17 protein-coding genes are annotated in these 15220 nt (G+C 67.6%); 16 read left to right on the plus strand and 1 reads right to left on the minus strand.

The genetic code is table 11. The features are described 5' to 3' along the window. The first annotated feature begins 51 nt into the window (after positions 1–51). The 16 genes from fadD1 (at position 52) to G6N31_RS01655 (ending at position 14580) form a co-directional block, all read left to right on the plus strand. Positions 52–1620 carry a fatty-acid--CoA ligase FadD1 gene (gene fadD1, locus G6N31_RS01580; RefSeq protein ID WP_098006209.1) on the plus strand — a complete coding sequence of 523 codons (1569 nt, stop codon included), beginning with the start codon at positions 52–54 and terminating at the stop codon, positions 1618–1620. A 140-nt stretch (positions 1621–1760) separates the two neighbouring features. After that, on the plus strand, positions 1761–2000 hold the full coding sequence (gene rpmE / locus G6N31_RS01585; protein WP_098006207.1) for a 50S ribosomal protein L31: 240 nt from the start codon (positions 1761–1763) through the stop codon (positions 1998–2000). A gap of 75 nt (positions 2001–2075) precedes the next feature. Next, positions 2076–3149 (plus strand): peptide chain release factor 1, encoded by a 1074-nt coding sequence (prfA, locus tag G6N31_RS01590; RefSeq protein WP_098006205.1) that lies wholly within the window; start codon positions 2076–2078, stop codon positions 3147–3149. Positions 3150–3169: 20 nt separating this feature from the next. Next, positions 3170–3997 (plus strand): peptide chain release factor N(5)-glutamine methyltransferase, encoded by an 828-nt coding sequence (gene prmC / locus G6N31_RS01595; RefSeq protein WP_098006236.1) that lies wholly within the window; start codon positions 3170–3172, stop codon positions 3995–3997. 14 nt (positions 3998–4011) lie between these two features. Further along, the gene (locus G6N31_RS01600) at positions 4012–4674 is read left to right on the plus strand and encodes an L-threonylcarbamoyladenylate synthase (RefSeq protein WP_098006203.1); all 663 of its coding nucleotides are present in this window, start codon (positions 4012–4014) and stop codon (positions 4672–4674) included. A gap of 33 nt (positions 4675–4707) precedes the next feature. Next, the gene (locus G6N31_RS01605) at positions 4708–5904 is read left to right on the plus strand and encodes a glycosyltransferase family 4 protein (protein ID WP_098006234.1); all 1197 of its coding nucleotides are present in this window, start codon (positions 4708–4710) and stop codon (positions 5902–5904) included. Positions 5905–6163: 259 nt separating this feature from the next. Continuing rightward, complete coding sequence (locus G6N31_RS01610) at positions 6164–6610, plus strand: ATP synthase subunit I (protein ID WP_098006202.1); 447 nt, start codon at positions 6164–6166, stop codon at positions 6608–6610. Continuing rightward, positions 6607–7392: a F0F1 ATP synthase subunit A gene (atpB, locus tag G6N31_RS01615; RefSeq protein ID WP_098006200.1), complete on the plus strand. Its 786-nt coding sequence runs from the start codon at positions 6607–6609 to the stop codon at positions 7390–7392. The genes G6N31_RS01610 and atpB overlap by 4 nt, the downstream gene beginning before the upstream one ends. Before the next feature lie 101 nt (positions 7393–7493). Further along, entirely contained in the window at positions 7494–7739 is a 246-nt protein-coding gene (locus G6N31_RS01620) for a F0F1 ATP synthase subunit C (RefSeq protein ID WP_098006198.1), read from the plus strand. 15 nt (positions 7740–7754) lie between these two features. Continuing rightward, on the plus strand, positions 7755–8273 hold the full coding sequence (locus tag G6N31_RS01625) for a F0F1 ATP synthase subunit B (protein WP_098006196.1): 519 nt from the start codon (positions 7755–7757) through the stop codon (positions 8271–8273). 2 nt (positions 8274–8275) lie between these two features. Continuing rightward, positions 8276–9607 (plus strand): F0F1 ATP synthase subunit B/delta, encoded by a 1332-nt coding sequence (locus G6N31_RS01630; RefSeq protein WP_098006194.1) that lies wholly within the window; start codon positions 8276–8278, stop codon positions 9605–9607. Between the two features lie 49 nt (positions 9608–9656). After that, positions 9657–11300 carry a F0F1 ATP synthase subunit alpha gene (atpA, locus tag G6N31_RS01635; protein WP_098006192.1) on the plus strand — a complete coding sequence of 548 codons (1644 nt, stop codon included), beginning with the start codon at positions 9657–9659 and terminating at the stop codon, positions 11298–11300. 25 nt (positions 11301–11325) lie between these two features. Further along, on the plus strand, positions 11326–12255 hold the full coding sequence (locus tag G6N31_RS01640) for a F0F1 ATP synthase subunit gamma (protein ID WP_098006190.1): 930 nt from the start codon (positions 11326–11328) through the stop codon (positions 12253–12255). Between the two features lie 39 nt (positions 12256–12294). Continuing rightward, positions 12295–13728 (plus strand): F0F1 ATP synthase subunit beta, encoded by a 1434-nt coding sequence (atpD, locus tag G6N31_RS01645; RefSeq protein WP_098006188.1) that lies wholly within the window; start codon positions 12295–12297, stop codon positions 13726–13728. A gap of 33 nt (positions 13729–13761) precedes the next feature. Next, positions 13762–14127 (plus strand): F0F1 ATP synthase subunit epsilon, encoded by a 366-nt coding sequence (locus tag G6N31_RS01650; RefSeq protein WP_098006186.1) that lies wholly within the window; start codon positions 13762–13764, stop codon positions 14125–14127. A 6-nt stretch (positions 14128–14133) separates the two neighbouring features. Beyond that, positions 14134–14580: a DUF2550 domain-containing protein gene (locus G6N31_RS01655; RefSeq protein WP_163721994.1), complete on the plus strand. Its 447-nt coding sequence runs from the start codon at positions 14134–14136 to the stop codon at positions 14578–14580. A gap of 21 nt (positions 14581–14601) precedes the next feature. Here the strand turns inward: G6N31_RS01655 and G6N31_RS01660 are convergent, their stop codons facing one another. Continuing rightward, on the minus strand, positions 14602–15177 hold the full coding sequence (locus G6N31_RS01660) for a cob(I)yrinic acid a,c-diamide adenosyltransferase (protein WP_098006183.1): 576 nt from the start codon (positions 15175–15177) through the stop codon (positions 14602–14604). Between the last annotated feature and the right edge of the window lie 43 nt (positions 15178–15220).

Genomic DNA, 15220 nt, shown 5'->3' on the forward strand with positions numbered 1-15220 from the left:
GGTCGAGTAGACAAGTACACAAATCTGTATACCGACGCGAAGGGCGGGCGGGTGGCCGAGACAGTCCAGCAGCTGCTGCGGGAACGCCACGGAGACGACGGAATCGCCGTCACCTACGAGGGGCAGACCTGGACATGGCGCGAACATCTCGACGACGCCGCGACCCAGGCAGCGGCGCTGATCGCCATCGCCGACCCGGACCGGCCGTTGCACGTGGGCACACTGCTGGGCAACACCCCTGACATGCTGACCGCGATGGCGGCCGCGGGACTGGGTGGCTACGTGCTCTGCGGCCTCAACAACACCCGCCGCGGACCGGCCCTGGCGCGCGACGTCCTCCGCGCCGACTGCCAGGTCGTCCTCACCGATGATCAGCACAGCGAGCTGCTCGACGGGCTGGATCTGCCCGGTGTCCGGGTGCTGGTGGTGGACAGCGCGGAGTACAAGAAGCTGCTGGCGGGCGCGGGCGAGCTCACCCCGCACCGGCAACCGAGCCCGACCGACACCTTCATGCTGATCTACACCTCCGGTACCAGCGGTGACCCCAAGGCGGTGCAGGTCATGCACGCGATGGTGCTGCTGGCCGGGGCCGCCCTGGCCGATCGCTACCAACTCACCCCTGCCGACGTCTGCTATCTGTCGATGCCGCTGTTCCACAGCAACGCGGTCCTGGCCGGGTGGTCGGTGGCCCTCAACGCGGGTGCGGCCATGGCGCCCGCACACTTCTCGGCGTCGCGCTTCCTCGACGACGTCCGGCGCTACGGCGTCACCTACATGAACTACGTCGGCAAGCCGCTGGCCTACATCCTGGCCGCCCCGGAGCGGCCCGACGACGCCGACAACCCGCTGCGCGTCGCGTTCGGCAACGAGGCCACCGACCGCGACATCGCCGAGTTCGCGCGCCGCTTCGGCTGCCAGGTGTGGGACGGCTTCGGCTCCACCGAGAACGCGGTCACCGTCACCCGCGAAGACGGCTGCCCGCCCGGTTCCATCGGTAAGGGCTTCCCCGGGGTGGCGATCTACGACCCCGAGACGTTGACCGAATGCGCCGTCGTGCAGTTCGACGAGCACGGCGCGCTGAGCAACCCCGACGACGCGATCGGTGAACTCGTCAACACCCAGGGTGCGGGCATGTTCGCCGGCTACTACAACGATCCCGGCGCCACCGACGAACGCATGCGCCACGGCATGTTCTGGACCGGTGACCTCGCCTACCGCGACGGCGGCGGCTGGATCTACCTGGCCGGGCGGACCGCCGACTGGATGCGGGTCGACGGCGAGAACATGACGGCCGCGCCGATCGAACGCATCCTGGTCCGGCTGCCGGCGATCAGCACCGTCGCGGTGTACCCGGTGCCCGACGACCACGTCGGCGACCAGGTGATGGCCGCGATCGTGCTCCAGGACGGCGCGACGTTGACACCGGAGCAATTCACCGAATTCCTGGCCGCGCAGCCGGATCTGTCGCCCAAAGCGTGGCCGCGCCACGTCTGGATCACCGAGCAGCTTCCGGCCACCGCCACCAACAAGATCCTCAAACGCGAGCTGGTCGCGATGGGGGCCACGCCGCCCGGCGGGGTGCGGTGGCGCCGCGACGGCCGCGTCTATCGCCGGGAATAGCGGTCACCGGCTGCGCGTTTAGGCTGCTGGCGGTCATCCTGGCATAATGGATCGCCGACACCTCGGTTCCGGTTCACGCCGCAATCTCTGACAGTTCGCGCAGAGGCGACCCGGGACCCACGATCGAAGAGGGAAAGCCAATGAAATCAGGGATTCATCCTGACTACGTCGAGACCACCGTGCTGTGTGGCTGCGGCGCCAGCTTCACCACCCGCAGCACGAAGAAGAGCGGCCAGATCACCGTCGAGGTCTGCTCGCAGTGCCACCCGTTCTACACCGGCAAGCAGAAGATCCTCGACAGCGGCGGCCGCGTGGCGCGCTTCGAGAAGCGCTACGGCAAGCGCTCGGCGGGCCAGAACAAGTCCGCAGACGACAAGTAACCATCCGATCGGCGCCCGACCTGCCGCTTTCCGCGCAGGGCGGGCGCCGTTTCGTCGGCACGACAAGGAGGCGGGGTGACCGACACCGCACCGGGGATCGCTGCCGTCCTCGCCGAACACGCTGATCTGGAACAGCGGATGGCCGACCCCGAACTGCACGCCGATCCCGGCGCCGCCCGCAAGGTCGGCCGTCGGTTCGCGCAGATCTCGCCGATCGTCGCCACCCACCGCAAGCTCGAGGCCGCGCGTGGCGACCTCGAGGCGGCCCGGGAACTGGCGGCCGACGACTCCTCGTTCGCCGCGGAGGTCGACGAGTTGTCCGCCACCGTCGCCGAGCTGGAGACCCAGCTGGCCGATCTGCTCGCCCCGCGGGACCCGCACGACGCCGACGACATCGTGCTCGAGGTGAAGTCGGGGGAGGGCGGCGAAGAGTCGGCGCTGTTCGCCGCGGATCTGGCGCGCATGTACATCCGCTACGCCGAGCGGCGCGGATGGACCGTCACCATCCTCGACGAGACCAGCTCCGACCTCGGCGGCTACAAGGACGCCACGCTGTCGATCCGCAGCAAGGGCGACGCGGCCGACGGGGTGTGGTCGCGGCTGAAGTTCGAAGGCGGGGTGCACCGGGTGCAGCGGGTGCCGGTCACCGAATCACAGGGCCGGGTGCACACCTCGGCGGCCGGGGTGCTGGTCTACCCCGAGCCCGAGGAGATCGAGCAGGTCCAGATCGACGAGTCCGACCTGCGCGTCGATGTTTACCGCAGTTCCGGGAAGGGCGGCCAAGGAGTCAATACCACCGACTCCGCGGTGCGCCTGACCCACCTGCCCACCGGCATCGTGGTGACCTGTCAGAACGAGCGCTCGCAGCTGCAGAACAAGGCGCGCGCCATGCAGGTGCTCGCGGCCCGGCTGCAGGCGCTGGCCGAGGAACAGGCCCAGGCCGACGCGTCGGCCGACCGCGCCAGCCAGATCCGCACCGTCGACCGCAGCGAACGGATCCGGACCTACAACTTTCCGGAGAACCGGATCGCCGATCACCGGATCAACTTCAAGGCCCACAATCTCGACCAGGTGCTCGACGGCGACCTCGACGCACTGTTCGACGCGCTGGCCGCCGCCGACAGGCAGTCCCGGCTGCAGAGCACGTGAGCCTCGCGCACCGGACGACCATGCGTCAGGTGATCGACGCCGCGACCGACGAGCTGACCGCCGCCGGCGTGGAGTCGGCGCGCATCGACGCCGAGCTGCTGGCCGAACACGTCGCCGGCATCCCCCGCGGCCGGCTCACGCTGACCACCCCCGACGCCGCCTTCATCCAGCGCTACCGAACGTTGACGGCTCAGCGCGCCCAGCGCATCCCGCTGCAACACCTCACCGGCACCGCCGCGTTCGGGCCGGTCACCGTCCACGTCGGACCCGGGGTCTTCATCCCGCGACCGGAAACCGAGGCGCTGTTGGAGTGGGCGCTGACGCGACGTCTGCCTCCGGCCGCGGTGATCGTCGACCTGTGCACCGGGTCGGGCGCGCTCGCGCTGGCGCTGGCCGCCCACCACCCGCGGGCCAGGGTCATCGCCGTCGACGACTCGGAGCAGGCGCTGCACTATGCCCGGCGCAACATCGGAGACTCCGGCGTCGAACTCGTCTGCGCCGATGTCACCGACCCCGGAATGCTCAGCGACCTCGTCGCCGGAGTCGACCTGCTGGTGGCCAACCCGCCCTACATCCCGGCCGGTGCCCCGCTGACTCCGGAGGTCGCGCAGCACGACCCCGACCACGCGTTGTTCGGCGGTGCCGACGGCATGGCGGTCATCGCTCCCATCGCCGCCGCTGCCGCCCGGCTGCTCCGCCCCGGCGGGTTCTGCGCCGTCGAGCATGACGACACCACGTCGGGGGAGACCGTCGAGACGTTCCGGCGTGCCGGGCCATTCCGTGACGTCACCGCACGACACGACTGGACCGGCCGCCCCCGCTTCGTGACCGCGCTGCGCGGCGAGTGAGAGATTGGTGACCGATGGCTGAGATGTTCGACTGCTCGGATCCGGCGCAACGCACGGCGGGAATCGCGTCGGCGGTCAACGCCCTCAAAGGCGGCCGCCTCGTGGTGATGCCGACCGACACCGTGTACGGCATCGGAGCCGACGCGTTCGACAGCGACGCCGTGGCCGCGCTCCTGGCCGCCAAAGGCCGCGGACGCAACATGCCGGTGCCGGTTCTCGTCGGCTCCTGGCACACCATCCAGGGCCTGGTCTACGCGGTGCCATCGACGGCCAAGGAGCTGATCCGCGCATTCTGGCCCGGGGCGTTGAGCCTTGTGGTGCACCAGGCCCCGTCGCTGCAGTGGGACCTCGGCGACGCGCAGGGCACCGTGATGCTGCGGATGCCGCTGCACCCGGTGGCCATCGAGCTGTTGCGCGAAGTCGGTCCGATGGCGGTGTCGAGCGCCAACATCTCGGGCCATCCGGCGGCCGTCACGGCCGCCGAGGCCCGCGAGCAGCTGGGCGACCTCGTCGAGGTGTACCTCGACGGGGGGGCCGCGCAGGCGCAGGCGGCGTCGACCATCGTTGATCTGACCGGCGCGCAACCCCGCGTCCTGCGCGAAGGCCCGGTCACCGTCGACGCCATCGCCGGTGTGCTGCGCGTCGACGCCGCGACCCTGCGTCCGCAGCCCGACTGAGCTGCACACCCGGTGGATTACGGTGCAGCGGTGATGTTCCCCAGCTCGATGTCGGAGAGTGTGCTGGCATTGTCCGACCGCGGCGCCGGCGTCCCGCTGCGGGAGTTGGCGCTGGTCGGCCTGACCGCGGCCATCATCACCTATCTGGCCACCGGCTTGGTCCGCGTGCTGGCCATGCGCTGGGGTGCGGTGGCCTATCCGCGCGAACGCGACGTCCATCTGCAGCCGACGCCCCGCATGGGCGGGTTGGCGATGTACCTCGGAGTGGTGGCCGCGGTGTTGTTGGCCTCCCAGCTGCCCGCGCTGACACGTGGCTTCGTCTATTCGTCGGGGATGCCCGCGGTGGTGGTGGCCGGTGGGCTGATCATGCTCGTGGGGCTGATCGACGACCGGTGGGGACTCGATGCGCTGACCAAGTTCGCGGGGCAGATCACCGCGGCCAGCGTGCTGGTGACCATGGGTGTCGCCTGGAGCGTGCTCTACATCCCCTTCGGGGGAGTGGGCACCATCGTGCTCGACCAGGTCGCGTCGATCCTGCTGACGCTTGCGCTGACGGTGGCCATCGTCAACGCGATGAACTTCGTCGACGGTCTCGACGGCCTCGCGGCGGGGCTCGGACTGATCACCGCGCTGGCGATCTGCATCTTCTCGGTCGGCCTGTTGCGTGACCACGGCGGCGACGTGCTCTTCTACCCGCCCGCGGTGATCTCGGTCGTCCTGGCGGGCGCCTGCCTGGGGTTCCTGCCGCACAACTTTCACAAGGCCAGGATCTTCATGGGGGACTCGGGCTCGATGCTCATCGGCCTGATGCTGGCCGCCGCGTCGACCACTGCGGCCGGCCCGATCTCGCAATCCGCCTACGGCGTGCGCGATGTGTTCGCGTTGTTGTCGCCGTTCCTTCTGGTCGTCGCCGTCATGTGCGTGCCCGCACTGGACATGCTGCTGGCGATCATCCGGCGCACCCGCGCCGGCCGCAGCCCGTTCAGCCCGGACAAGATGCACCTGCACCACCGGCTGCTCGAGATCGGCCACTCCCACCGCCGCGTCGTGCTACTGGTCTACCTGTGGGTGGGCATCGTGGCACTGGGCGCCGCGAGCACCATTTTCTTCGATCCCCGGCAGACCGCGGCGGTGATGGGAGCGGCCATCGTCATCGCCCTCGTGGTGACCCTGATCCCGTTGCTCGGTGGACGCGACGGCGCAGGCCGGGGCGTATACGACGAGAAGTAGTAGGGCCGGGAATCCGGCCTTTTCGGTGTGTTAGGGTTCAATAAGAGCCGACTGAAACCGCGCGGGTGTCCAGCCCCCGGGCAGCGGTTTCGCCGAGCCGGGAACGTTGACATTGACCGACAGTTCGAACGATCACAGGGAGCTTCCCCTTGGGTGAGTCCAGTGCGCTCATCGCCCTCCGATACGCTACGGGCGCCGCGCACCGAATCCTCGGGACGGCTCTCACAACCCCATACGACCGCGGGATTGAGGTGATGCAGTGACGACGCCAGCGCACGATGCGCCGTTGGTGTTGCCATCCATCGCTTTCCGGCCGGTCCGCCTGCTCGTGATCTGCCTGGTGCTGGCCGGCGTGGGCACGCTGGCCGCCGCTCTGCTCGGACACATCTGGGTCGGGGTGTTCTTCGGAATCGGCCTGGGCCTCGGTCTGATCAACGCGGTGCTGGTGCGTCGCTCGGTCACCAAGATCACCTCGAAGCCCAATCCGCTGAAGAGTTCGATGGCCATCAACTCGGCGGGCCGCCTGATGGCGTTGACGGTGATCGGCCTGGCCATCGCGTTCATCTTCCGCCCGCAGGGGCTCGGGGTGGTCTTCGGGATGGCCCTGTTCCAGATGTTGCTGGTGTTCTCGACCACCATGCCTGTCGCACGCAAACTGCGGGCCGGTGCGGCCCACGGCCCTGAAGGAGACGCGAGCCAACCATGACGGGAATCAATGTCGCCGACCCCGCGGGTTCCGTGACGGTCCTCGCCGCCGAGTCCGGCATTCATGTCGGCGTGCACAAAGAGGCCAACTGGTTCGGCCTCACGGTCAACACCGACACCCTGCTCTCGACATCGATCGCCGCGGTCATCGTGTTGCTGCTCGCGTTCTATCTGCGCTCGAAGGTCACCGCGTCCGGCGTGCCCAGCGGCGTGCAGCTGTTCTGGGAAGCGATCACCGTGCAGGTCCGCAACCAGGTGGAGAGCGCGATCGGCATGAAGATCGCGCCGTTCGTGCTTCCGCTGGCGGTGACGCTGTTCGTGTTCATCCTGGCGGCCAACTGGCTGTCGGTCTTCCCGTGGCAGTACTCCGATGAGACCGGTATCCACGAGGTCCTCAAACCGGCCGCATCCGACATCAACTTCGTCGTCGCGCTGGGTCTGTTCGTGTTCATCTGCTACCACGCGGCCGGCTTCTGGCGCCGCGGGCTGGTCGGCCACCCGCTGCGCCTGGTCAAGGGCCACGTCGCGTTCCTGGCGCCGATCAACGTCGTCGAAGAGATCGCCAAGCCGATCTCGCTGTCTCTCCGACTTTTCGGCAACGTGTTCGCCGGCGGCATCATGGTCACGATCATCGCGCTGTTCCCCGCGTACGTGATGTGGGCGCCGAACGCGCTGTGGAAGTCGTTCGAGTTGTTCATCGGCGCCATCCAGGCCTTCATCTTCGCGCTGCTGACGATCCTGTACTTCGGGCAGTCGATGGAGCTCGAAGACGAACACCATTGATCTCTCGCGAAAAGACTTCTCGCAAAAGCCTGTTCAACTGACCTGATCGACTCAACCCAGACCTGGCAGGGACGCCCTGCCAGTTAGCAAGGAGGAAAGAAATGGATCCCACGATCGCTGCCGGCGCACTCATCGGCGGTGGACTTCTGCTGGGCGGCGGCGCCATCGGCGCGGCCATCGGCGACGGTGTCGTCGGTAGCGCACTGGTCGAAGGTGTGGCCCGGCAGCCCGAGGCCCAGGGCCGGCTGTTCGTCCCGTTCTTCATCACCGTCGGTCTGGTGGAGGCCATGTACTTCATCAACCTGGCGTTCATGGCGCTGTTCGTGTTCGCCACCCCGGTTGCATAGTCGGACTGGAGAGTCATGGGTGACCTGAGCATCACTGTCCTCGCCGCAGAGGAAGGCGGGCAGAGCAACTTCCTGCTGCCCAACGGCACGTTCATCTTCGTGCTGCTGATCTTCCTGATCGTGCTGGGTGTCATCGCCAAGTTCGTGGTGCCGCCGGTCAGCGCGGTGCTGCACGAACGTGAAGCCATGGTCACCAAGACGGACCAGGACAACCGCAAGTCGGCCGAACTGTCCGCCGCCGCGCAGGACGATTCGGCGAAGGTGATGGGCGAGGCACGTCGGGAGGCCTCGTCCATTCGGGACCAGGCCCGCACCGAAGGCCGGGAAATCCTCGAGGACATGCGGTCGCGTGCCAACGAGGAGGTCACCTCCGCGGTGCAGAAGACCAACGAGGAGCTGTCCCGGCAGGGTCGGCAGACCGCTGACGAGCTGCGGTCGTCGATCGAGACGCTGTCGGAGACACTGGCCGGTCGCGTCCTCGGAACCGACGTCGCCAGCTCCCGCACCGCTGCGACCACGAGCCAGGGACGGTAGGCATGTCGACATTCATCGGTCAGCTCATCGGGTTCGCGGTCATCGTGTTCCTGGTGGTGCGCTTCGTGGTGCCGCCGGTGCGGAACATGATGCGCCTGCAGCAGGACACCGTCCGGCAGCAACTCGAAGCCAGTTCGGCGGCGGCCGAGAAGGTGGCACGAGCCGACGAAGAGCATGCCAAGGCCGTCGCCGCGGCCAAGGAGGAGGCGGCTCGCGTCGTCGAGGAAGCTCGCGCCGACGCCGAGAAGATCGCAGAGCAGATGCGCGAGCAGGCCGACGCCGACGTCGAGCGCATCAAGGTGCAGGGCGAGGCGCAGAGGGAACTGCTGCGTCAGCAGCTGATCCGCGAGCTCCGGCAGGAGCTGGGCACCGAGTCCGTGCACCGGGCCCGGGAACTGGTTCGCGAGCACGTCTCCGACGACGGCAACCGGTCGGCCACCGTCGACCGCTTCCTGGACGAACTCGACGCGATGGCGCCGTCCGAGGCCAACGTCGGTGACAGCGTCGGCGCCAGGATGCGGGCCACCAGCCGCGAAGCACTCGAGGTCGTGGTGTCCCGGTTCGACGAGCACACCGCTCAGACCTCCGCTGAGGAGCTGACCACGCTCGCCGACGACCTGGTCTCGGTGGCCAAGCTGCTCGGTTCCCAGCCGGTGCTGAGCAAGCACCTCGGTGAACCGACCGACGGCGGAGACGCCAAGAGCGGTCTCGCCGAGCGGCTGTTGTCGGGGAAGATCTCGGACACCGCGCTGGCATTGGTCAAGACAGCGGTCGAGCAGCGCTGGTCGGACGAGGCCGACCTGATCTTCGCGATCCGCTATATGGCCAGGCTTTCGCTGCTGGTGCGTGCCGAGCGCAACGACGAGTCCGACGAGGTGGAAGAACAGCTCTTCCGCTTCAGCCGGATCCTCGACGGTGAGTCGCAGCTGAGCGCGCTGCTCAGCGACTACACCACACCGCTGGACGGCCGAATCGGCTTGTTGGACAAGCTGCTCGAGAACAAGGCCAACAACACCACCCGGGCGCTGCTGGCCCAGACGGTCTCGTTGCTGCACGGCGAGCGGGCCGACGAAGCGGTGCGGGAACTCGCCGAGCTTGCGGTCTCGCGCCGCGGCGAGGTGGTCGCCCACGTCAGCGCCGCCGCCGAACTCAGCGACGATCAGCGCACCCGGCTGACCGAAGTGCTCAGCCGTATCTACAGCCACCCGGTGTCAGTGCAGCTGCACATCGATCCGTCCATGCTGGGCGGCCTGACAGTTGCCGTCGGCGACGAGGTCATCGAAGGCTCGCTGTCCTCACGACTGGCGGCCGCCGAGACCCGGCTGCCCGACTGACCGAACCCAAGACCCCTTTAGAACACCAAAAGGCAGGAAGCGAAAAGCCATGGCAGAGTTGACTATCTCGGCTGCTGACATCCAGGGCGCGATCGAGGACTACGTCTCCTCCTTCAGCGCGGATTCCGATCGTGAAGAGGTCGGCACCGTCGTCGACGCCGGTGACGGCATCGCCCACGTCGAGGGTCTGCCCTCGGTGATGACCCAGGAGCTGCTCGAGTTCTCCGGTGGCGTCCTCGGTGTCGCCATGAACCTCGACGAGCACAGCGTCGGCGCCGTGATCCTGGGCGACTTCGAGAAGATCGAAGAGGGCCAGCAGGTCAAACGCACCGGTGAGGTCCTCTCGGTACCCGTCGGTGACGCGTTCCTCGGCCGCGTCGTCAACCCGCTCGGCCAGCCGATCGACGGCCAAGGGGACATCGAGTCCGACACCCGTCGCGCCCTCGAGCTTCAGGCCCCGTCGGTGGTGCAGCGCCAGGGTGTGTCCGAGCCGCTGCAGACGGGCATCAAGGCCATCGACAGCCAGACCCCGATCGGCCGCGGGCAGCGACAGCTGATCATCGGCGACCGCAAGACCGGCAAGACCGCGGTCTGTGTCGACACCATCCTCAACCAGCGCAAAGCGTGGGAGACCGGCGACCCGAAGCAGCAGGTGCGCTGCGTGTACGTCGCCGTCGGCCAGAAGGGCACCACGATCGCCTCGGTCAAGCGTGCTCTCGAAGAGGGCGGCGCCATGGAGTACACCACCATCGTCGCCGCTCCTGCGTCCGACGCCGCCGGCTTCAAGTGGCTGGCGCCCTACACGGGTTCGGCCATCGGACAGCACTGGATGTACGACGGCAAGCACGTGCTGATCGTCTTCGACGACCTGACCAAGCAGGCCGAGGCCTACCGCGCGATCTCGCTGCTGCTGCGTCGGCCGCCGGGCCGCGAGGCGTACCCCGGTGACGTCTTCTACCTGCACTCCCGTCTGCTGGAGCGCTGCGCGAAGCTCTCCGATGAGCTCGGTGGCGGCTCGATGACCGGTCTGCCGATCATCGAGACCAAGGCCAACGACATCTCGGCGTACATCCCGACCAACGTCATCTCCATCACCGACGGTCAGTGCTTCCTGGAGTCCGACCTGTTCAACCAGGGTGTGCGGCCGGCCATCAACGTCGGTGTGTCGGTGTCGCGCGTCGGTGGCGCGGCGCAGATCAAGGCGATGAAGGAGGTTGCCGGTTCACTGCGTCTGGAGCTGTCGCAGTACCGCGAGCTGGAGTCCTTCGCCGCGTTCGCCTCTGACCTCGACGCCGCCTCGAAAGCGCAGCTGGACCGCGGCGCCCGCCTGGTCGAATTGCTCAAGCAGCCGGCGTACACGCCGTACGCGGTGGAGGATCAGGTCGTCGCGATCTTCCTCGGCACCGGTGGCCACCTGGACTCGGTTCCGGTCGAGGACGTCGCGCGCTTCGAGCAGGAACTGCTCGAGCACGTCAAGGGCTCGCACGGGCAGATTCTCGATGACATCCGGGAGAGCAAGAAGTTCTCCGAGGAGAACGAGGAGAAGCTGGTGAAGGTCATCAACGACTTCAAGAAGGGCTTCTCGGCCTCGGACGGCAGCTCGGTGGCGGTCGATGCCCAGGCCGAGGCGATGGACGAAGAGGACGTCGAGAAGGAGTCCGTCAAGGTCCGCAAGCCGGCCCCCAAGAAGTAGGCACCGAGACGGTCTGGAGAGCTAGATGGCTGCAACACTGCGCGAGCTACGCGGGCGCATCCGTTCCGCTGGGTCGATCAAGAAGATCACCAAGGCCCAGGAGATGATCGCCACCTCGCGGATCGCCAAGGCGCAGGCCCGAGTCGAGGCGGCTCGGCCGTACAGCACCGAGATCACCAACATGCTCACCGAGCTCGCCAGCGCGAGCGCGTTGGATCACCCGCTGCTCGTGCAACGGGAGAATCCGCGACGGGCCGCGGTGCTGGTGGTGTCCTCCGATCGTGGTCTCTGCGGCGCCTACAACGCCAACGTGCTGCGGCAGTCCGAAGAGCTCTTCTCGCTGCTGCGGGAAGAGGGCAAGGAGCCCGTCCTCTACGTCATCGGCCGTAAAGCGCTGGGCTACTTCAACTTCCGGCAGCGCGACGTCGTCGAGTCGTGGACCGGCTTCTCCGAGCGGCCCACCTACGAGCACGCTCGCGAGATCGCCGATACCCTGGTCACGACGTTCATGGCGGGCGTCGACGACGAGGATGACGACGCTGGTGCGGACGGTGTCCTGGGTGTCGACGAACTGCACATCGTCTTCACCGAGTTCCGCTCGATGCTCTCCCAGACGGTCGCCGCCCGGCGCATCGCCCCGATGGAAGTCGAGTACGTCGAAGACGAAGCGCCGAGCGAGGGCCCGCAGACGCTCTTCTCGTTCGAGCCGGACGCCGAGACCTTGTTCGACGAGCTGCTGCCGCGCTATGTGGCCACGCGCGTCTACGCGGCGCTGCTCGAGGCCGCCGCATCGGAGTCGGCGTCGCGGCGCCGGGCCATGAAGTCGGCCACCGACAACGCAGACGATCTGATCAAGTCCCTGACCCTGGCGGCCAACCGCGAACGTCAGGCGCAGATCACCCAGGAAATCAGCGAGATCGTCGGCGGCGCCAACGCGCTGGCCGACGCCAAGTGACCTTCAGCAGTACGTCCGGTTAGGAAGCGAAGAAACACCATGAGTGCACCAGCAGAAGCCAAGGAGACCACCGGTCGCGTGGTTCGTATCACCGGCCCGGTCGTCGACGTGGAGTTCCCGCGCGGCTCCGTGCCGGAGTTGTTCAACGCGCTGCACGCCGACATCTCCTACAAGGAGCTGTCCAAGACCCTGACGCTGGAGGTGGCGCAGCACCTCGGGGACAACCTGGTCCGGGCCATCTCGATGCAGCCGACCGACGGCCTCGTGCGCGGCGTCGAGGTCACCAACACCGGCTCCTCGATCTCGGTGCCCGTCGGCGACGGCGTCAAGGGTCACGTGTTCAACGCCCTGGGCGACTGCCTCGACGAGCCCGGCTACGGCAAGGACTTCGAGCACTGGTCGATCCACCGCAAGCCGCCGGCCTTCTCCGACCTGGAACCCCGCACCGAGATGCTGGAGACCGGACTGAAGGTCGTCGACCTGCTGACCCCGTACGTCCGCGGCGGAAAGATCGCCCTGTTCGGCGGCGCCGGCGTGGGCAAGACGGTGCTCATCCAGGAGATGATCAACCGCATCGCCCGCAACTTCGGCGGTACCTCGGTGTTCGCCGGCGTCGGTGAGCGCACCCGTGAGGGCAACGACCTGTGGGTCGAGCTCGAGGACGCCAACGTGCTCAAGGACACCGCGCTGGTGTTCGGCCAGATGGACGAGCCGCCGGGCACCCGTATGCGCGTCGCGTTGTCGGCACTGACCATGGCCGAGTTCTTCCGCGACGAGCAGGGCCAGGACGTGCTGCTGTTCATCGACAACATCTTCCGGTTCACCCAGGCCGGCTCCGAGGTGTCCACGCTGCTCGGTCGTATGCCGTCGGCGGTGGGTTACCAGCCCACCCTCGCCGACGAGATGGGTGAGCTCCAGGAGCGCATCACCTCGACGCGAGGCAAGTCGATCACCTCGATGCAGGCCGTGTACGTGCCTGCCGACGACTACACCGACCCGGCTCCGGCGACCACGTTCGCGCACCTCGACGCCACCACGGAGCTGTCGCGCTCGGTCTTCTCGAAGGGCATCTTCCCGGCGGTGGATCCGCTGGCGTCGAGCTCGACCATCCTCGACCCGTCGGTGGTCGGCGACGAGCACTACCGCGTCGCCCAGGAAGTCATCCGAATCCTGCAGCGTTACAAGGACCTCCAGGACATCATCGCGATTCTCGGTATCGACGAGCTCGCCGAGGAAGACAAGCAGCTGGTGAACCGGGCACGCCGGATCGAGCGCTTCCTGAGCCAGAACATGATGGCCGCCGAGCAGTTCACCGGTCAGCCGGGTTCGACGGTGCCGTTGAAGGAGACCATCGAGGCGTTCGACAAGCTGACCAAGGGCGACTTCGACCACCTGCCCGAGCAGGCGTTCTTCCTGATCGGCGGACTCGACGACCTGGCCAAGAAGGCCGAAAGCCTCGGCGCGAAGCTGTGATCGACGGGGTCGAACTGAAGAAGGTGGTGTGACATGGCGGAAATGAAGGTCGAGATCGTCGCCGTGGAGCGCGAACTGTGGAAAGGCGATGCCACGTTCGTGTTCACCCGCACCACTGCCGGTGAGATCGGAATCCTGCCCCGGCATATCCCGCTGGTGGCGCAACTGGTCGACGACGCCATGGTGCGCGTGGAGCGTGAAGGCCAAGACGACCTGCGGATCGCGGTCGACGGCGGGTTCCTGTCGGTGACCGAGGAAGCCGTACGCATCCTCGTCGAGAACGCCGAGCTGGAGTCGGAGATCAATGCCGACGAGGCCAAGCAGGACTCTGAATCCGACGATGAGCGGACCGCGGCGTGGGGGCGTGCGCGGCTGCGCGCCCTCGGTCAACTGGACTGACCGTCGATGAGCGCGTCCATGCAGTTCATGGTCGCGCTCGTCGCCGTGCTGGCCATCGTGGTCGCGGTCCTGGGCTACCGGCTGTGGAAACTGCGCCAGGTTGGTGGCACCGCCGCGATCCTGCGCGACTATCCCGCCGTGGGCGGGCAGGGCTGGCGGCACGGCGTGATGCGCTACCGCGGTGGCGAAGCCGGTTTCTATCGGTTGTCGAGTATGCGGTGGTGGCCGGACCGGACGCTGAGCCGCCGCGGCCTGGAGATCGTGTCGCGGCGCTCACCCCGGGGCGACGAATTCGACATCATGACCGAGCAGATCGTGATCCTGGAACTTCGCGACATCGGCCCGGAACGCGGCAGAGGCTACGAGATTGCGCTCGACCGCGGCGCCCTGACCGCGTTCACGTCCTGGCTGGAGTCGCGGCCATCGCCGCGGGCCCGGCGGCGGAGCTATTGAGCCGCGGGCCCGGCGTCGTAGTTACTGAGCCCCGCCGCCCGGCTGCCACAGCACGTCACCGTCGGGGTTGGCGACGCGCGACAAGATGAACAGCAGGTCCGAGAGACGATTCAGATACTTCGCGGGCAGCACGCTGATCGAATCGCCGTGAAGTTCCACCGCGTGCCACGCCGACCGCTCCGCGCGGCGGGCCACCGTGCGGGCCACATGTAGCAGCGCCGACAGGGCGGTCCCGCCGGGCAGCACGAAGGAGTTCAGCGCCGGCAGAGGCTCGTTGAACTCGTCGCACCACTTCTCGAGGCGGTCGATATAGCTCTGCTGGATGCGCAGCGGCGGGTACTCGGGGTTCTCGACGACCGGCGTCGACAGGTCGGCGCCCGCGTCGAACAGGTCGTTCTGGATCTGGCGGAGCACGCCGCCAAGGCGTTCGTCGGGGTGGCCGAGAGCCACCGCGACACCGATCGCCGCGTTGGCTTCATCACAGTCCGCGTAGGCCGCCAAGCGCGCGTCGTTCTTCGAAACGCGGCTGAAGTCGCTGAGCCCCGTCGTTCCATCGTCGCCGGTCCGGGTATATATCCGCGTCAGGTGCACCGCCATGGTCAAACCGTACGGGACGGCGGTGCAGCGGTGCGGCTCGGGA

Source organism: Mycolicibacterium duvalii (genome assembly GCF_010726645.1).
Classification (GTDB): domain Bacteria; phylum Actinomycetota; class Actinomycetes; order Mycobacteriales; family Mycobacteriaceae; genus Mycobacterium; species Mycobacterium duvalii.